This is a genomic window from Streptomyces sp. NPDC051105, from assembly GCF_040682795.1.
GTDB lineage: Bacteria > Actinomycetota > Actinomycetes > Streptomycetales > Streptomycetaceae > Streptomyces.
Genome location: NZ_JBFBBR010000002.1, coordinates 195,192 through 211,952, shown reverse-complemented (window position 1 = coordinate 211,952; position 16,761 = coordinate 195,192). Strand labels below are relative to the sequence as shown.

General features: G+C 71.8%; 16 protein-coding genes. 10 read left to right on the top strand and 6 right to left on the bottom strand.

Going from position 1 to position 16,761, the window contains the following annotated elements; translation table 11 throughout:
* Positions 1-77 precede the first annotated feature (77 nt).
* The 3 genes from AB0N16_RS04920 (at position 78) to AB0N16_RS04910 (ending at position 2,018) form a co-directional block, all read left to right on the top strand.
* On the top strand, positions 78-206 hold the full coding sequence (locus tag AB0N16_RS04920) for a hypothetical protein (RefSeq protein ID WP_352221304.1): 129 nt from the start codon (positions 78-80) through the stop codon (positions 204-206).
* Positions 207-237: 31 nt separating this feature from the next.
* Positions 238-1,002, top strand: coding sequence for a DUF4239 domain-containing protein (locus AB0N16_RS04915; protein WP_365793131.1), 765 nt, complete (start codon positions 238-240; stop codon positions 1,000-1,002).
* A 230-nt stretch (positions 1,003-1,232) separates the two neighbouring features.
* Positions 1,233-2,018, top strand: a complete 786-nt coding sequence (locus AB0N16_RS04910; protein WP_365793129.1) for a hypothetical protein — start codon at positions 1,233-1,235, stop codon at positions 2,016-2,018.
* A gap of 80 nt (positions 2,019-2,098) precedes the next feature.
* Here the strand turns inward: AB0N16_RS04910 and AB0N16_RS04905 are convergent, their stop codons facing one another.
* Positions 2,099-3,061 carry a hypothetical protein gene (locus tag AB0N16_RS04905; protein ID WP_365793127.1) on the bottom strand — a complete coding sequence of 321 codons (963 nt, stop codon included), beginning with the start codon at positions 3,059-3,061 and terminating at the stop codon, positions 2,099-2,101.
* 350 nt (positions 3,062-3,411) lie between these two features.
* Here AB0N16_RS04905 and AB0N16_RS04900 point away from each other — a divergent pair, with 350 nt between their 5' ends.
* Positions 3,412-4,086: a class F sortase gene (locus AB0N16_RS04900; RefSeq protein ID WP_365793125.1), complete on the top strand. Its 675-nt coding sequence runs from the start codon at positions 3,412-3,414 to the stop codon at positions 4,084-4,086.
* A gap of 54 nt (positions 4,087-4,140) precedes the next feature.
* On the opposite strand, the gene AB0N16_RS04895 is transcribed toward AB0N16_RS04900, so the two are convergent.
* Positions 4,141-4,974: a polysaccharide deacetylase family protein gene (locus AB0N16_RS04895; protein WP_365793123.1), complete on the bottom strand. Its 834-nt coding sequence runs from the start codon at positions 4,972-4,974 to the stop codon at positions 4,141-4,143.
* Positions 4,975-5,123: 149 nt separating this feature from the next.
* The gene (gene lysX, locus AB0N16_RS04890; protein ID WP_365793121.1) at positions 5,124-8,396 is read right to left on the bottom strand and encodes a bifunctional lysylphosphatidylglycerol synthetase/lysine--tRNA ligase LysX; all 3,273 of its coding nucleotides are present in this window, start codon (positions 8,394-8,396) and stop codon (positions 5,124-5,126) included.
* A gap of 124 nt (positions 8,397-8,520) precedes the next feature.
* Between lysX and AB0N16_RS04885 the strand changes: the two genes are divergently transcribed.
* Positions 8,521-8,976, top strand: a complete 456-nt coding sequence (locus AB0N16_RS04885; RefSeq protein WP_365793119.1) for a universal stress protein — start codon at positions 8,521-8,523, stop codon at positions 8,974-8,976.
* Here the strand turns inward: AB0N16_RS04885 and AB0N16_RS04880 are convergent.
* The gene (locus tag AB0N16_RS04880) at positions 8,912-10,168 is read right to left on the bottom strand and encodes an MFS transporter (RefSeq protein WP_365793117.1); all 1,257 of its coding nucleotides are present in this window, start codon (positions 10,166-10,168) and stop codon (positions 8,912-8,914) included. The two genes, AB0N16_RS04885 and AB0N16_RS04880, sit on opposite strands and share 65 nt — an antisense overlap.
* A 102-nt stretch (positions 10,169-10,270) precedes the next feature.
* Here AB0N16_RS04880 and AB0N16_RS04875 point away from each other — a divergent pair, with 102 nt between their 5' ends.
* Both AB0N16_RS04875 and AB0N16_RS04870 read left to right on the top strand, forming a co-directional pair.
* The gene (locus tag AB0N16_RS04875) at positions 10,271-11,221 is read left to right on the top strand and encodes a LysR family transcriptional regulator (protein ID WP_365794031.1); all 951 of its coding nucleotides are present in this window, start codon (positions 10,271-10,273) and stop codon (positions 11,219-11,221) included.
* A gap of 60 nt (positions 11,222-11,281) precedes the next feature.
* Complete coding sequence (locus AB0N16_RS04870) at positions 11,282-12,694, top strand: amino acid permease (protein ID WP_365793115.1); 1,413 nt, start codon at positions 11,282-11,284, stop codon at positions 12,692-12,694.
* Here the strand turns inward: AB0N16_RS04870 and AB0N16_RS04865 are convergent.
* A complete protein-coding gene (locus AB0N16_RS04865) occupies positions 12,691-13,506 on the bottom strand; it encodes an alpha/beta hydrolase (RefSeq protein ID WP_365793113.1) in 816 nt (271 codons plus the stop codon). The genes AB0N16_RS04870 and AB0N16_RS04865 overlap by 4 nt on opposite strands.
* A gap of 98 nt (positions 13,507-13,604) precedes the next feature.
* Here AB0N16_RS04865 and AB0N16_RS04860 point away from each other — a divergent pair, with 98 nt between their 5' ends.
* Entirely contained in the window at positions 13,605-14,078 is a 474-nt protein-coding gene (locus AB0N16_RS04860) for a MarR family transcriptional regulator (protein ID WP_365793111.1), read from the top strand.
* Between the two features lie 6 nt (positions 14,079-14,084).
* Here AB0N16_RS04860 and AB0N16_RS04855 read toward each other — a convergent pair whose 3' ends face one another.
* Complete coding sequence (locus AB0N16_RS04855; protein ID WP_365793109.1) at positions 14,085-15,248, bottom strand: CapA family protein; 1,164 nt, start codon at positions 15,246-15,248, stop codon at positions 14,085-14,087.
* Between the two features lie 221 nt (positions 15,249-15,469).
* On the opposite strand from AB0N16_RS04855, the gene AB0N16_RS04850 reads away from it, so the two are divergent.
* Both AB0N16_RS04850 and AB0N16_RS04845 read left to right on the top strand, forming a co-directional pair.
* A complete protein-coding gene (locus tag AB0N16_RS04850; protein WP_365793107.1) occupies positions 15,470-16,018 on the top strand; it encodes a sigma-70 family RNA polymerase sigma factor in 549 nt (182 codons plus the stop codon).
* Between the two features lie 144 nt (positions 16,019-16,162).
* Positions 16,163-16,678 carry a hypothetical protein gene (locus AB0N16_RS04845; RefSeq protein WP_365793105.1) on the top strand — a complete coding sequence of 172 codons (516 nt, stop codon included), beginning with the start codon at positions 16,163-16,165 and terminating at the stop codon, positions 16,676-16,678.
* Positions 16,679-16,761: the final 83 nt, after the last annotated feature.

Here is a 16,761-nt window from a genome sequence, read left to right as displayed (position 1 = left end):
CTCCCCGGCCCAAGCCGAGGCCGACGCCCACCCCGACCCCGTCACCGAAGCCCACCCCGCGGCCCTCACCGACCCCGGTGACCTATCCGCCGTACCGCATCCAGTCGACCGGGACGACGGCCCCGAACCGTACCTCTCCGGTCACCTACGTCCTGCTCATCGCCGTACCCGCCATCGTCGCCATCGCCGCGTTCCGCGCGCGCTGACGGCCGGCCCGCTGATTTCTGGAGGCTTCCGTTGCCGGATTGGCTTGTTCTCGTCCTCGCGATGCTCGCGGCCTGTGCCGTGGTGGTCATCATCACCCTCGTTCGGCACAAGAGGGCGGCGGAGGACGAGGATCCCTCCGAGACGCCGGACGTCATCGAATACATGACCATGTGGATCGGCGTCATCTACGCCATCGTCCTCGGTCTGGCGGTGGCCGGGGTGTGGGAGGCCCGCAGCGCCGCCCAGGACCATGTGCAGGCGGAGGCGCAGGCGCTGCACGAGATCTATGAGCGGGTACGGGTCTATCCGCCCGACGCCCGCGACCGGATCCGCGCGGACGCCGACGCCTATGCCCAGCAGGTCGTCGGCAAGGAGTGGAAGGAGATGGCCGACCACGGCCGTCTCACCCCGCGCGGTGCGGAACTGCTCGCGAAGATCCGTCAGGACGTCACCGACTACCAGCCGAAGACCGACTTCCAGGCGCAGGCCTACCAGCCGCTGGTGGACCAGGTGGCCGCTCTCGACCAGTCACGCAGCGCCCGGGCCGACTCGACCGGGGCGACCATGCCGAACGTGGTGTGGTTCGGGCTGCTGACCGGGGCCGCGGTCACCATCGGCATGGTCTTCGCGCTGCAGATCAGGCGCACCCGGCGCGAACTGATCCTGGCCGGGCTGTTCTCCGCGACCATCGCCTTCATGCTGTTCCTGATCTGGGACTTCGACGAACCGTACAGTCGGGGCATCACGGCGACGGCGCAGCCCTTCCTGAACCTCTTCCCGCACATCAGGGGTTAGGGGTCCCGGACCGCCGGGGGCCATCCGCGGGGACATCCCGCCGCGCCACACCGCGGGTGTCCCCCGGGTGCCGTATCCGCATCCCCCGGTCGGCCCAGCCACCTCCCCCGTTCGCACTACTGCGTTCGCGCGCATGTGCGGATGTTCCTAGCGTTCCGATCATCGAGGTGCGTTTCCGGCACGAGCGGAACAGGTCCGCGGACAGCTCCTCGGGGACCGGAGGAACGACCATGCACGCAATACGCCTCGCTTCGGCCGCGCTGCTCGGCGTCGGCGCCCTCGTCCTCGGCGCTCCGGCCGCCCTCACGGACGACCGGGCCGACGGGGGCCGCGACAGCGGCCGGAGTGCCTCCTTCGGCGTCCACGTCACGCCGTCCACCGTCTCGGCCGGCGGCCGGGTCAGCCTGCGACTGAACCGCGACGACGGCTGCCGGGGTGCCGCGACGGTCAGCTCGGACGTGTTCGACACGGTGCGGATCCCGGCGGGACGGGACTCGGCGGCGGCCACGGTCCACCGGGACGCGCGAACACAGGCCTCGTACCGGGTGACGTTCGACTGTGACGGGACCAGCGGGTCGACCGAACTCAGCATCGCGGGCAACCGGTCGGAGGGACACGGCGACGGCGGCACGGACAGCCGCGCGGACGGCCAGTCCGAGGGGCACACCGACGGACGCACCGACGGCCAGTCCGAAGGGCGTACCGACAGCCCCACCGACGAGCAGGCCGATGACCAGTTCGACGACCGCACCGACGAGCGCGCGGACGGCCGTACCGACGGTGGTACCGACGTCGGTGCCGACGGGCAGTCGGACAGCCGTAGCGACGGGCGTGCGGAACTCAACCCGCAGCCGCTCCCGCCCGATCGCGGTGTGCGGGCCGGTGCCGGCGGCAGTGTCGGCGGGTTCGATCCGAAGGAGATCGGCCTCGGCGCCGCGCTGGTCGTGGGCTCGGTCGGCACGGCGTACCGCATCGCGCGCCGGCGGACCGGCGAGGGCGGTGAGGGCGGCGCCTGATCGCTCCCGACCCGTCGGCCCGGCGTGCGGATCTCCGCCCCGGTCCTGCGCGGGGCCGGGGCGAAGACGGCCCGCACGGGTCAGAGCCGCTTCTCGTGCCGACGACGCAGCCAGAACCCGCAGCCGGCGAGCACGGCCGCGCCCACCAGCCCACCGCCGATCGCCATGTCGGCCGGGGTGGCCCCGCTGGAGACGCTGCCGCCGAGGCCGCCCCTGACCCCGCCGAGCACGAAGAACGCGGAGGGCCGCGTCAGGGTCCGCCCGTCGCACCGGACCGTCAGGTCGTAAGGGCCGGGGCGGGCGTCCCGGTTGATGGTGGCGACACCGCGCGCCATGTCGCCGCCGAACGGGAACAGCGAGGCCGTCCCGAAGGCGCGGGAGCTCATGGTGCCCCTGCGGCAGCCGTTGACGGTGACGGTGAGGCGGGCGCCGGTCGTGATCGCCCTGGGCTGGGCGAGGATGTTGCGCACCCCGAAGCCCCGGCCGCCGAACCCGTCACCACCGTTCCCGCCCCCGAACCCGTCGTCACCGTTCCCGCCCCCGAACCCGTCGTCACCGCGGCCACCGCCGAACCCGTCGTCACCGCGGCCGCCGCCGAACCCGTCGCCGCCCCGCCCGCCGAACCCGTCCCCGCCCCGCCCACCGAAGCCCTCGCCGCCCCGCCCACCGAACCCGTCCCCGCCCCGCCCACCGAACCCTTCTCCGCCCCGCCCACCGAACCCTTCTCCGCCCCGACCGCCAAAGCCCTCCCCGCCCCGCCCACCGAAGCCGCCGACGCCGAACCCCCCGACGCCGTACCCGGGAACGACGACCCCGGGAACCGCCGCGATGCCAGGGGCGACCCCGACGCCGGGCGCGACACCGACGCCGGCCCCGGGGGCGACACCGGCCCCGGGTGCGACGCCCGTCCCACCGACGACCGGAGCCTGGGTGTTGGGCGGGCCGCCGGGGTTGCCCAGGCCGTCGGCGACGGCCACCGGCGCGGCGGCGCCGAGAACGGCGACCACGGTGCACGCGGCCGCCAGCGCACGTGAGTTTCGCATCTCTTCCTCCGCGGAAGGCGCCCCGGGAACCGTCCCCGGTAGATCGGCGAGAAAGCACCTCCCGAATAGACCCTCAGATGCCTTGAACACGCCCGCATTTCGAGAATGGTCCGTCCTGGTGAGGGGACACGCCGAGCGAAAAGCACACAATCGGATATTGCCGCAGGTCACGGACCGTCAGAAAAATCCTGGGAACGGCAACTCGGATGGCGCACCGGAATGGGCGCGGGCCACCCGTTCGCCCGTTGCCCCGTCGCCGCTCGCGCGCGCGGGACTTAGCGTTTTCCCATGCGCGCTACGGACATGCGCGCCACGGACATCGCGGCCACCGCGTCGAGAGGGGATGGCGAATGTCTGCGTCCGAACTTTCCGAGCTGGCCGACGAGGAGGAGCGGCGGCGGAAGCGTGCCCCCTGGGGGGTGATAGCGCTTGTTCTGCTGACCGGTCTGGCGCTCATCCGCAATGGTTCGGGCGAGTTCGACGTCGGTCCGCCGCAGCCGGCCTCGGCCGCCGCCCCGGACAGCCGTAGCACGGTTCCGGACGCCTTCGCCACCGCGCCCGCCTCGCTGCCGTACTCGGCGGCGGACCGGATCAGGATCCCCGCGATCCGGGTCGACGCGCCCGTGATGCCGGTGGGTCTGGACGCGGACGGCTGGGTCGCGGCACCGCCGCCGGACGACCCGAATCTGGCCGGCTGGTTCACCGGGGCCGTCTCGCCCGGCGAAAAGGGCACGTCCGTGATCGTCGGCCATGTCGACAACACGAAGGGCCCGGCGGTTTTCTACGGGCTCGGTTCCCTGAAGAAGGGAAACCGGATCGAGATCCGGCGCACCGACGGAAGGACCGCGGTGTTCGAGATCTACGGCATCGAGGTCTTCGCGAAGGCCGATTTCCCCGGCGACCGGGTCTACGGTTCCAAGGGCACCCCGGAGTTGCGGGTCATCACTTGCGGCGGCGGCTTCTCGAAGCAGAACGGTTACGACGGCAACGTGGTGGTTTTCGCCCGCCTGGTCGAGGCCCGCTGAGGCGGACCCGGCCGGGCGGGCAAGGCCCCCTGCACGGCAACGGGCCGATCCGGTTCAGGTCCGGCGGCGCGGCACGGTCAGGTGGTAGCCGTTGTCCAGGAGATAGGGCAGATATTCGCGCAGGGCCTGGACGCTCTGCGAGCGGTCGCCCCCGGCGTCGTGGGAGAGGACCACGACGCCGGGGGCGGCGCCCTTCTCGATCGTGTCGACGATGGTGCGGGTGCCGGGGGTCGTCCAGTCGGTGCTGTCGACGGTCCAGGCCATGGGCTCCATGCCCATCTCGGCGCCGAGTTGGAAGGCCGCGCGGTTCCAGGCGCCGTAGGGGGCGCGGAACCACTGGGGGCGTTCGCCGTAGGTGTCCTCGATGGCGTCACTGGTGCTCTCCATCTCGTCGCGGATCTCACGGCGCTTCAGGGTGGTCAGCAGCGGATGCGTCCAGGTGTGGTTGCCCACGACATGCCCCTCGGCGGCCATGCGCGCCACCAGCTCCCGGTTCTCGACGATGCACTCCCCGCAAAGGAAGAACATCGCGCGCACGTCGTACTTGGCGAGGGTGTCCAGGATGTGCGGGGTGTAGGCCGGGTTGGGTCCGTCGTCGAAGGTGAGCATCATGCGCTGGTCGCTCGAGGAGATCCGCATGATGGGTTCCTTGCGGACCTTGAGCTTGCGCGGCTCGTTGGGTGGCGGGCCGTACCCGGTGAGCGGCTGGAGCCGGAAGGCGGAGGACTTGAGCGCCTGACGGACGGGCGGCCCGGCGGCCGGGGCCACGGTGCCCGCGGCCTCCTCGCCGTCGCTCGCCAGCACGATGCCCGCGGTGCCCGCGGCGCCCAGAGCGGCGGCGCCGGCGAGCAGCAGCCGGCGTCGGGTGAACAACTGATCCTTCTGCATGACTCATCAGTCGCCCGGCCGGGCTGGGGCGCACCACTTAGACACCCTGCGGGCGGCGTGAAAACACCCGCACGGACCAGCGCGGGGAGGTTTCGGAAAGAAATGGTCAGGTGCCCCGGACCGAAGGCGTGTCCGGGCACCGGGGAGGCTCAGCGGCGGCGGACCAGCGGGAAGGGCAGCGTCTCACGGATGGTCAGGCCGGTGAGGAACATGACCAGCCGGTCGACGCCGATACCGAGTCCGCCGGTGGGCGGCATCGCGTATTCGAGAGCGTCCAGGAAGTCCTCGTCGAGTTCCATCGCCTCGGGGTCCCCGCCGGCGGCGAGCAGCGACTGGGCGGTCAGCCGGCGGCGCTGTTCGACGGGGTCGGTCAGTTCGGAGTAGGCGGTGCCGAGTTCGGTGCCGAAGGCGACCAGGTCCCAGCGTTCGGCGAGCCGCGGGTCGGTGCGGTGCTGCCGGGTGAGCGGGGAGACGTCGGTCGGGAAGTCCTTGTAGAAGGTGGGCAGCTGGGTCCGCTCCTCCACCAGGCGCTCGTACATCTCCAGGACGACGTCCGCGGGCCCGTCGTCGGCGGTGTACGGCACCCCGGTCCGGTCGCAGTGCCGGTGCAGCCGCAGTAGTTCGGTGCCGGGGCCGATCTCCTCCCCCAGCGCCTCGGAGATCGCCCCGTACACGGTCTTGACCGGCCAGGCGCCCGAGATGTCGTACTCCCGCCCGTCCCTGCGGGCCACCGGGGAGCCGAAGGTGGCGGTCGCGGCGCCCTGGATCAGTTCGCGGGCGAGTTCGAGCATCACGTCGTAGTCGGCGTACGCCTGGTAGGCCTCCAGCATGGTGAACTCGGGGTTGTGCTTGTAGGAGACGCCCTCGTTGCGGAAGGTGCGGCCGAGCTCGAAGACCTTCTCCATCCCGCCGACGCACAGCCGCTTCAGATACAGCTCCGGGGCGATGCGCAGATAGAGGTCGAGGTCGTAGGCGTTGCTGTGGGTGGTGAAGGGGCGGGCGTTGGCGCCGCCGTGGATCTGCTGGAGCATCGGGGTCTCGACCTCCAGGTAGCCGCGGTCGAGGAGGCCCCGGCGCAGCGCCTGTACGGCGATGGAGCGTTCGCGTACCACGGCGCGGGCGGCGGGGCTGGTGGCGAGGTCGAGGTAGCGGCGGCGGACCTTCGCCTCGGGGTCGGCCAGGCCCCGGTACTTGTCGGGCAGGGGCCGCAGACACTTGGCGGCGAGCTGCCAGTCGGTGACGAAGACGGTGGGCTCGCCCTTGTCGCTGAGACCGGCCCGGCCGGTGGCGGTGATCTGGTCGCCGATGTCGGTGTCGGCGGTGAAGCGGGCCAGGGCGGGGCCCGACCGGTCCCGGGTGAGGGCGAGTTGGCGGTCGCCGGACCAGTCGCGCAGCGTCACGAAGACGATGCCGCCGAAGTCCCGGACCAGCATGATCCGCCCGGCCACGGTGACCGTCTCGCCGTCCCGGATGTCGGCGAGGGCGCGGGTGGGCCGTACGGTCGCCACCGGGTAGGGGTCGACGCCCGCCGCGCGCAGCCGGTCCAGCTTGCCGCGCCGGACGCGGAACTGGTCCGGCAGGCCAGGCTCGGGGGCGCCGGCCCCGGGCTCGTCCCCTCCGTCGAGACCGGGCACCGGCGAAGACCGCCGCGCCTCGACGGGCCGCGGTCCGGACTTCGGGTGCCCTTTTCCCCAGAGTTTGCGCAAGGAAGGTACGGAGACGAAGCCTTCGGCGATCCCGGAGGCGACGCCGATACGGGCGAGGGAGCCGGCCTCGCCGTAGCAGAGGAAGCGCGGGTACCACTCGGGGCGGTACTTGGCGTTGGAGCGGTACAGGGCCTCCAGCTGCCACCAGCGGGAGAAGAACAGCAGCAGCCGGCGCCACAGGCGCAGCACCGGTCCGGCGCCGATGCGGGCGCCCTCCTCGAAGACCGAGCGGAAGACGGCGAAGTTCAACGAGATCCGGCGAACGCCGAGTTTGGGGGCGGCCGCGCACAGGTCGGCGACCATGAACTCCATGACCCCGTTGGGAGCGGCGCGGTCACGGCGCATCAGGTCGAGTGAGACGCCGTCGCCGCCCCAGGGCACGAAGGAGAGCAGGGCGAGCAGCCGGCCGTCCTCCGCGAGGGCCTCGACGAGCAGGCAGTCGCCGTCGGCGGGGTCGCCGAGCCGGTCCAGGGCCATGGAGAAGCCGCGCTCGGTCTCGGTGTCGCGCCAGGCGTCGGCCTTGTCGACGACCTCCTCCATCTCGGCCTCGGTGAGGGTGGCATGGCGGCGCACCCGGGTGGTGGCGCCGGAACGCCGGACCCGGTTGACGGCCTGCCGGGTGACCCGCATCTCCCGGCCGCCGAGGTCGAAGCCGGCGACGTGCAGGATCGCCTCGTCGCCCAGTTGCAGAGCGCCGAGCCCGGCGCGGACGTAGGCCTTGGCGCCTCCCTCGGAGGCGCCCATCACCGCGGGCACCCAGGCGTGCCGGCGGGCCACGTCCAGCCACGCGGCGACGGCGTGCGGCCAGGCCTCCGGGTCGCCGACGGGGTCGCCGCTGGCCAGGCAGACGCCGGCTTCGACGCGGTAGGTGACGGCGGCCTTGCCGCTGGGCGAGAAGACCACGGCCTTGTCGCGCCGGGTGGCGAAGTAGCCGAGGGAGTCCCGGTCGCCGTAGGCCCTGAGGAGGGCGCGGATGCGGGTCTCCTCGTCGCCGTGCAGTGCCGCTTCCAGGCGCTGTGAACGGAACAGGGTGGCGGCGGCGTTGAGCAGGGCGAGGGCGCCGAAGAGGCCGAGCAGGAAGGCCACGAACCGGGGCGGACGGCCGCGGTAGCTGCCGCCGTCGACCAGGCCGCCGCAGACCCGGTCGGCGGCCCAGGCCAGGTGCTGGCCGTGCGGGAGCGAGCCGGGGAAGAGCGAGACCAGGCCCCAGCCGGCCAGGATCGCCACCAGCAGGCCGACGAGGAGAACGGCGAGGGCGCGGCGCACGGCGGCGCGGCGGGAGGCGGCGTAGAACTCGCCTCTGGCCGCGATCAGGAGGGCGAGGGCGAGTCCGCACACCAGCAGTGAGCTGAAGGAGTACCAGTCGAAGCCGAAGGCGACGGTCAGGATGTCCGCCAGCACCAGGAGGCCGAGGTAGATCACCACCAGCCACCAGGCGACCTTCTTGCGGGCGGCGGTGGCGCCGCCGAGCAGGAACAGGAAGACGGCGTAGGCCAGGTTGGGGCTGACGGGCACCACGACGGCGTTGAGGAAGTGCACGACCGGGCGGAGCAGCGTGCGCAGCGGGGCTATGAAGGAGAGCAGGGCGCACAGCAGGGCGAGGGCGGCGAAGAAGGTCCCGAAGGCCTCGGGCACCCAGGTGAGCCGCCCGCCGCCGCGCGGGCGCGGCGGCCCCGCGGTCTCCTTCCCCGGGGCGGGCTCGACGGCGGAACTCATGTTCCGACTGTAGGAAGCGCCCGTCCACCTCGCCCGTCGAGCGGCCTGCGGCCAAGTGGGCACCGCTTGCCCGTCGAGGAGCCCCGGCAGCCATGGGACCTGCGATTTCCGATAGCCTCGGGACGTGGCGGAACAACACCAGTTCGAGCGGGGCACCGACGGCCCCAAGGTCATCGTGGTCGGCGTGGACGGCTCGGACTCCTCGTGGCGCGCGGCCTCCTACGCCGGTGGTCTGGCCCGGCGGCAGCACGCGCTGCTCGCCGTCGTGTACGTGCAGCCGGTCCTGGCGGCCGGCGCGGCGCTCGGGGCGCCGGTGGCGGAGACGACCGACGAGATCGCGGAGGACCTGGTCGCCCAGATCCGGGACGCGGCCGAACGGCTCAAGGGGATATTCGAGGTGCGCTGGGAGTTCCACACCTTCCGCGGTGACCCCTATACCGGTCTGGTGAAGGCGGCCGACGAGCTGAAGGCGGACGCGGTCGTGGTGGGCGCCTCCGAGCAGGCCGGCCACCGGTTCATCGGCTCGGTGGCGATCCGTCTGGTGAAGGCGGGACGGTGGCCGGTGACGGTGGTGCCGTAACCGCCTTCCGGGGCTCCCCGAGGAGCAGGAGCGGGGTCGTGAGGAGCAGGACACCGGCCACGGCGATCGCGGTGCGGGGGCCGGTGAGGCTCGCCAGCAGGCCCCAGAGTGCGGTGAGCGCCGCCGTCGTGGCCTTGCCGGTGATCGACCAGGCGGACAGGGTGCGGGCGACCCGGTCGTTCGGGGTGCACTCCAGACGGCGGGTGGCGTACACCGGGCTGTAGACGGCCGAGCAGCTGATCACCCCGAACTCCAGGACCATCACCAGCAGCAGACCGGGCAGCCCGGGCCGGACGAAGGCCAGCCCGAGGGGCCAGAGGGTGCGCAGGGTGGCCGCGCCGCGCAGCACCCGCTGCTGCCCGTACCGGGCGGCCAGCGGGCGGGCCAGCCGGGAACCGAGGAGGCCGCCCAGGCAGGGCACGGCGAAGGCGAGGCCGTACTGCCAGGGGGCGAAGCCGAGCGGGCCGAGCATGAGGACGGCCAGGGGTGGTGCGGCGACCATGATCAGGGCGTTGGCCGCGAGGTTGTTGAAGAACAGCGGCCGCAGCTCCGGGCTGCCGAGGATGTGCCGCCAGCCGTCGAGGAGGTCGGTGGCGCGCAGGCGGTCCGTACCGGTGCGCTCGGGCCTGGGCTCGCCGCCGCCGACGGCCCGGATGCCGAGAGCCGACAGCAGAAAGCTGACGGCGTTCGCCATGACGGTGGTCACCGGGCCGAACACGCCGATCGCGGCACCGCCGAGCGGCGGTCCGAGGACCAGCGCGGTCCAGTTCGAGGACTCGAACCGGGCGTTCGCGGTGAGCAGCCGGCCGGCGGGGACGAGGCTCTTCAGGAAGGCGCCGGAAGCCGCGTTGAAGGTGATGTCGGCCGCCGCGACGAGTACCGAGACCAGCAGCAGCTGGCCGAGGCCCAGGCCGCCGAGCGCGTAGGCGGCGGGGACGGTGAGCAGCGCGGCGCACCGGACCAGGTCCATCGCCATCATCACCGGCCGCTTGCGCCGGAACTCCACCCACGGCCCGAGCGGCACGGCCGCCACCGCGCCCACGGCGGGCCCGCTCGCGGCGAGCAGCGCCACCTCGGCGGAGTCGGCGTGCAGCGCGATGACCGCGATCACCGAGAACGCGTCGAAGGCGAGACAGGTGCCGACCGCACTCACCGAGTACGCGGCCCACAGCCACCCGAACCGCCGCCCCATGCACAACCTCCCGTTGACCCGGGACATGAAAACGTGCAGGTGGCCGCCGAATCAAACAACTCACGGACCATCTGCCACAACCAGCGGTTGTACGGTGTCGGGGTGGACCTCAGAGCCGTACGCACCTTCGTCGCCGTCGCCGACTCGGGACAGTTCCAGGAGGCCTCCGCCGTGCTTGCGGTCACCCAGCAGGCCGTGTCCAAGCGGATCGCGGCGCTGGAGAAGGAGCTGGGGGTGCGGTTGTTCAGCCGTACCCCCCGCGGCGCCGACCTGACCGTGGACGGCCGGACCTTCCTGCCGCACGCGCGTGAGCTGCTGCTCGCCGAGGAGCGCGCGACCGCCTCCGTGCGGTCCGGGCGGCGTCCGCTGCGGGTCGACGTGGTCGGCGCGCGACTCGCTCCGGCGGCGCTGCTGCGCGGCTTCCACGAGGCGCACCCGGAGACCGCCCTGGACGTCGTCACGCTCTTCGACGTGGACTCGGCACTCGCCGCCCTGCGCTCCGGTGCGATCGACGCGTCCTTCCGGGCCGTCGCGATGCCCGGCCGCCCGCTGCCCAGGGGCGTCGAGGCGGCCCGGGTGTACGACGAGCCGGTCCAGCTGCTCACCGGCCCGGGGCACGCCCTGGCCGGCCGTCGCGCGGTCTCGCCCGCGGAGCTGGCCGGGCACCGGATCTGGATGCCGGGCATCGTGGAGGGCACCGAGTGGGCCGCCTACTACGCCTCCCTCGCCGCCGAGTTCGGTCTCACCATCGACTCCTCGGGCCCCAACTTCAGCGGGGCGGTGCAGGACGCGGTGGCCGCCTCCGACACCCTGGCGACGCTGGTCAGCGAGGGGACCCGGCTGGTCTGGCCGGAAGGCCACGATCTGCGTCGTGTCCCGCTGCTCGACCCGATCCCCGTGTACCCGCACTCGCTGGTGTGGACCGCCACCAACCCGCACCCGGCGCTGGCGGCCCTGCGCGCCCATCTCGCCGGCACCCGGCCGCCCCGCCCCGCGACCCGGAGCTGGGTGCCCGGCTGGGCCGAGAGCGTGCGTGGCGTCTTCCGTCCGTGACGCCCCTGAGCCATCATGATCCGCCGTCAGCCGTTCGCGATCGGCGAAGAGGTGAGGCACATGGCCAAGCTCCGTCTGGGTGAAGGAATTCTCCGTCGCAAACCCATCGAACACATCGAGGAGACGGAGGTCGGCGAGGGACCCCAGCTCGACAGATCGCTCGGGCTGTGGCAGCTGACCGCGATCGGGGTGGGCGGCATCATCGGCGCGGGCATCTTCACCCTCGCCGGCACGGTCGCCAACGGCACGGCCGGACCGGCCGTGCTTGTCTCCTTCCTCATCGCCGGGCTGGCGAGCGCCTGCGCCGCGCTGTCGTACGCCGAGTTCGCCGGGCTGATCCCGAAGGCGGGTTCGGCGTACACGTACGGCTATGCGGTGCTCGGCGAGTTCGCGGGCTGGTTCATCGGCTGGGACCTGCTCCTCGAGTACACGGCGATCGTGGCGGTGGTCGCGATCGGCATCTCCGGGTACTTCGGCTTCCTGGTCGAGGAGATGGGCGCGGAGCTGCCGCGGTGGATGCTGGGCGCGCCCGGCACCGGGGCCGGTCACCGCGTCGACCTGTTCGCCGCCCTGCTCTGTCTGCTGATCGCCTACCTGCTCAACCTCGGCATCCGCAGCGCGGCCCGGTTCGAGACGGTGGTGGTGGTGCTGAAGGTGCTGGTGGTGCTGCTGGTGATCGGCGTCGGTGTGTTCCACATCAACTCGCGGAACTACCACCCCTTCTTCCCGTTCGGCGTCAGCGGGGCGTTCACGGGTGCGGCCACGGTGTTCTTCGCGGTCTTCGGGTACGACGCGATGTCCACGGCGGCCGAGGAGTCGAAGGACGCGCAGCGGCACATGCCGAAGGCGATCATCTACTCGCTGGCGATCTCCATGGTGCTGTACGTGGCGGCCTGTCTGGTCCTGACCGGCATGCAGAACTACAAGGACATCGACCCGGAGAGCGGCTTCTCGACGGCGTTCAAGTCGGTGGGGCTGAGCGGGCTCGCGGACGTGATCGCGGTGGGCGCGATCATCGGCATCCTCACCGTGATGTTCACCTTCATGCTGGGCGTGACCCGGGTCTGGTTCTCGATGTCCCGGGACGGGCTGCTGCCCGGCTGGTTCGCGAAGACGCACCCGACGCGGCACGTGCCGACGCGGGTGACCTGGATCGTCGGGGCCGCCTCGGCCCTGCTCGCCGGGTTCGTGCCGATCGGCGAGGCGGCCGAACTCACCAACATCGGCATCCTGCTGGCGTTCGTGGTGGTGTGCGTGGCGGTGATCGTGCTGCGCTACCGGCAGCCGGATCTGCCGCGCGGCTTCCGTACCCCGTGGATGCCGTTCGTGCCGGCGCTGGGTGTCGTCTTCTCGGTCTGGCTGATCACGTTCCTGGCGTGGCAGACCTGGGTGCGGTTCGCGGTCTGGTTCGTGATCGGGTGCGTGATCTACTTCGGTTACTCGTACAAGAGGTCCCGGCTGGCCGGGCGTTAGAGGTCGCGCAGGAAGCCCAGCAGGATCGAGTTGAAGATCTCGGGCTGCTCCAGGTTCGGATAGTGGCCGACACCCTCGACGACTTCGGCGCGGCCGTTCGGGACCTCGCGGGCGAGGCGTTCGGCGGCGGCGAGCAGATCGGCGGGTTCCAGGCCGCCGTTGATCGTGAGGACCGGGACGTCGATCTTCGGGACCCGGGGCCAGGAGTCGGTTACCCGCACGTGCCGGTCGGGCTCGTCGGGCGTGTGTTTCGAGATCGAGTGCAGGGCCATCTCCCGCAGTCGGCGCGGGATCTCCGGGTCCACGGCATCGAGGGTGCGGTGCTCACCCGGTACGACCTTTACGAAGGCCTCGAGCCAGCCATCGATGTCACCGGCGCCCAGGGTGCGGGCGTACTCGGCCTGGAGCTCCCGGTGCCAGGGATCCGTGTACCGGAAGTCACCGGTGACGGCGCCGCAGGTGACCACCGCACGGACCAGCTCGGGGTGTTCCAGCACGGTGTCGGTGGCGATCACCCCGCCCATCGACACGCCGACCAGGACGGCGGGTCCGGCGTCCAGGTGGCGCAGGAGTCCGGCGAGGTCGTCGGCCCAGCGGAACGGCTCACTCGCGTTGGCGGAGAAGCCGTGGCCGCGCACGTCCGGGGCGATCACCCGGTACTCGTCGGCGAGCGCCGGGATCTGCCGGTACCAGAAGCGGTGGTCGACGTACCCGGCGTGGAGCAGGACCACCGGGTCGCCGGAGCCGGTGTCGAGGTAGGCCAGGTCGCCGTCGGAGGACGGGAAGAAGCGGACGTCCGCAACATCGTTCATGACAACCAAGGTGTCATCTCTGGGGAAGTTTGACAACTGGATTGTCATCATGAGTTCGACACCCCGGTTGTCGAGACGGCCCGGTGCATGATGGCCGGGTGAACGACATCGACAAGCCCCTCGCCCCCGACGAGCTGGGCGAGCGCATCACCGAGGTGTTCGATCTGATCGGCCCGCTCTACCGGCACGCCTTCCGCAAGGTCGAGCAGGGCGAGCAGATCGAGGGGGCCTCGGTCGGGGTGCGCTCGGTGCTGGACCTGCTGCGCCGGTACGAGCCCATGACGGTGCCCCAGATGGCCCGGATCATGGCGCTGAGCCGGCAGTTCGTGCAGCGCATGGTGAACGACGCGGTGGCGCGCGGCTGGGCCGAGGTCACCCCCAACCCGGCGCACCAGCGCTCCTCCCTGATCCGGCTCACGGACGAGGGACGGTCGACCATCACCGCGGTCCTGGCCCGCGAGCACGCCCTGAACCGGCAGGTCGGCGGCGACCTGACCGACGCCGAGATCACGGCGTGCGTGCGAGTGCTGAAGGAACTGCTGCGCACGTTCGACCACGTCGACGTGGAGTGACCGCCGCTACTCCCCCATCACCAGCCCGTCCTTTGCGGCCCCGCGGCCGAGCACGACGTCCCGGATGCCGTCGCGCACGGAGGTGAAGTCGGCGCCCTGGTCGATGGCCGCGTTGAGGTTGACGACCCGGCCGGCGTCGAGGTCGTACAGCTGGGGGATGAACTCGGCCTTGGCCACCTCCCAGCGGCCGCCGGGGCGGGTGGGCGGGGTGAAGGTGAAGCGGGCCAGGGTGGACTGGTTTCCGCGCGGGTCCTGGTGCCCCTGGCCGTTGTTCAGCTCGCCGGCGATCTGGTCGCCGAGGCTGTAGACGACCCAGGTGCCGTTGACCTTCTCGTACGCCTGCGGGATGTGGGCGTGGGTGCCGAGGATCAGGTCGATGTCGGGGCGGCCGCCGGTCCGGGCGGCGGTGAGTCGTTTGGCGAGGGTGAGCTGCTGCTGGTCGGGGGCGTCCTGGCCGTCGGTGCCCCAGTGCACGGAGAGGACGACCACGTCGGCGCCGGCCTGCCGGGCGGCGCGGGCGTCGGCGAGGATGCGGTTCTCGTCGAGGAGGTTGACCGCCCAGGGCTGTCCCGGCGGCAGGGTGTTCCCGTTGACGTCGAAGGTGTAGGAGAGGTGGGCGACTCTGGTGCGGCCCGCGTTGAGCAGGGTGACGGCGGCCGCCTCGGCCTGGGTGCGGGCGGTGCCGGTGTGCCGCAGGCCCGTCCGGTCCAGGTCGGTGAGGGTGCGCTGGATCCCGTCGGCGCCACCGTCCAGGGCCCGGTCGGAGGCGGTGGAGCAGCTGTCGTAACCGACGGCGGCGAGGCCCTCGGCGAGCTGCGGCGGGGAGGTGACACCGGCGGAGCCGGACTCTGCGCCCTCCGCGTCGGTCACCGTCGCCAGGTGACAGAGCGCCAGATCGGCATGGGAGACGACGGGTTCGACGCCGGCGAGCATCGGGCGGAAGTCGTGGCCGTTGCCGCCCGCGTCGAAGTTCGCGTGGTCGATCGCGGACTTCTGCGGCATGACGTCGCCGGAGGCGACGAGGGTGAAGCCGCCACCGGGAGCGGGCACGGCGGGTGCCGGCTGGCCGGGCGGGGCGGCGTTCTCCTGCCGCACGTGGTTCTGGCAGGCGGCTGCGGTGGCGAGGAGGGCGGTCAGGGCCAGAGCCACCTGGCGTCTGCGATTGATCATCAGGAGCACCCCAGAGTCGCAAGCCTTGTCCGATTTACAGATCAATGGGTACGAAGCCGAGCAGGGTCGCAAACAACTCAGGCGCCCCGATTGACCCATCCGGGTCGGGTAAGGGGTGTGACGGACCGTTCGTCGCACCGTTCGCCGACGCGATCGACCGTCCGCCGCAGACCCCTGTGCGCCCCCTGTCCCCCGGCCCGGCCCTGCGATGCCATACGGCCATGACGGCCGGAACCACCCTTCCCGACGGGACGACGACCGCCGAGCACGAGCTCGCCGCACTCCAGCGCGAGCACGGCCGCCCGCTCTTCGCGCTGCTGCTGCGGCTCAGCGACGGGGACCGGCAACGGGCCGAGGACCTCGTGCAGGAGACCCTCGTACGTGCCTGGCAGCACCCCGAGGCACTGCGCGCCGACGACTTCGACTCCGTCCTGCCCTGGCTGCTGACGGTCGGCCGGCGGCTCGCCATCGACGCGCGCCGGGCCCGGCAGGCGCGGCCGCCCGAGGTGCACGACGCCGTGCTGGAGAACACCCGGGCCCTCGGCGACCACGCCGAGCGCGCCGCCGCGACGCTGGACGTGCGGGAGGCTGTGAAGACTCTCACCCCGGAACACCGTGAAGTCCTGGTGCTGGTGTATTTCCAAGGGGCGAGTGTTGCGGAGGCCGCGGAGACCCTCGGCATTCCACCCGGTACCGTGAAGTCGCGGGCGTACTACGCGCTGCGCGCCCTGCGCCGGGTTCTGCCCGGTTATGCACCCGACCTGCGATGAAACCGTAAGCCAGGTCAAACCTCGGTAAAGCGCCTTGCTGAGGACCATGTTTGAGCAATCAGCTGTCTTCATCCGTGTTCCGCACCGGGAGAGGGACGGACCCGGGGTCGGGGCCACGCGCGCACCGGAGGAAGGCAGGACGGGATGCTGCACAGAGGTCAAGAGAGCACGGACGGGGCCGGGAGCGGGGAACTGGCGGTCCCGATGGCCTGGTTGTACGCCGAGTACATCGCCGACGAGCTGCTGCGCACCGGCGATCTCATGCCCCCGACGTCCTTCGAGTTCCGGGCCGGCCGGGACGCACTGGCGCTGACGATCTTCCTCTCCGACACGGACGGCGAACTGTCGGGCATCCGGGTCGTGTCCCAGTTGGAGAACTGGCTTTCGCTGACGGCGTACGACCAGCCGTGGCAGGCCTGGGTAGGGGAACGTATGTCCAGGCTGGCCGCCGAGACGGTCGAGTCGGGCGGGCCGTCACCCGACCTGGATCTGGCCACCGCCGCCTGGCGCTGGCTGGAGGAGACCGAGCTGCTCGCACCCGACCTGGACGCGGTACCGGGCGGCGGCTCGGTGTTCGGCGAGGACGACGGACCGAAGGTGTGGACCCCCGCCTGGCGGCTCGGTCTGCCCCTGGGACATCTCGCCATCCATCTTTTCTGAATCGGCACCAATCCGCGGGCCCGGCCGCTCCGAATCCGTTGATTACGATTCTGTACGTGCCTTGAGTGAAACAGCGGCCGACT

Excerpts from the sequence above, each read along its gene's own strand:
- AB0N16_RS04910 (WP_365793129.1), top strand. The coding sequence starts at position 1,233 with ATGCACGCAATACGCCTCGCTTCGGCCGCGCTGCTCGGCGTCGGCGCC.
- AB0N16_RS04905 (WP_365793127.1), bottom strand. The coding sequence starts at position 3,061 with ATGCGAAACTCACGTGCGCTGGCGGCCGCGTGCACCGTGGTCGCCGTT.
- AB0N16_RS04900 (WP_365793125.1), top strand. The coding sequence starts at position 3,412 with ATGTCTGCGTCCGAACTTTCCGAGCTGGCCGACGAGGAGGAGCGGCGG.
- AB0N16_RS04895 (WP_365793123.1), bottom strand. The coding sequence starts at position 4,974 with ATGCAGAAGGATCAGTTGTTCACCCGACGCCGGCTGCTGCTCGCCGGC.
- lysX (WP_365793121.1), bottom strand. The coding sequence starts at position 8,396 with ATGAGTTCCGCCGTCGAGCCCGCCCCGGGGAAGGAGACCGCGGGGCCG.
- AB0N16_RS04880 (WP_365793117.1), bottom strand. The coding sequence starts at position 10,168 with ATGGGGCGGCGGTTCGGGTGGCTGTGGGCCGCGTACTCGGTGAGTGCG.
- AB0N16_RS04870 (WP_365793115.1), top strand. The coding sequence starts at position 11,282 with ATGGCCAAGCTCCGTCTGGGTGAAGGAATTCTCCGTCGCAAACCCATC.
- AB0N16_RS04865 (WP_365793113.1), bottom strand. The coding sequence starts at position 13,506 with ATGAACGATGTTGCGGACGTCCGCTTCTTCCCGTCCTCCGACGGCGAC.
- AB0N16_RS04855 (WP_365793109.1), bottom strand. The coding sequence starts at position 15,248 with ATGATCAATCGCAGACGCCAGGTGGCTCTGGCCCTGACCGCCCTCCTC.
- AB0N16_RS04850 (WP_365793107.1), top strand. The coding sequence starts at position 15,470 with ATGACGGCCGGAACCACCCTTCCCGACGGGACGACGACCGCCGAGCAC.
- AB0N16_RS04845 (WP_365793105.1), top strand. The coding sequence starts at position 16,163 with ATGCTGCACAGAGGTCAAGAGAGCACGGACGGGGCCGGGAGCGGGGAA.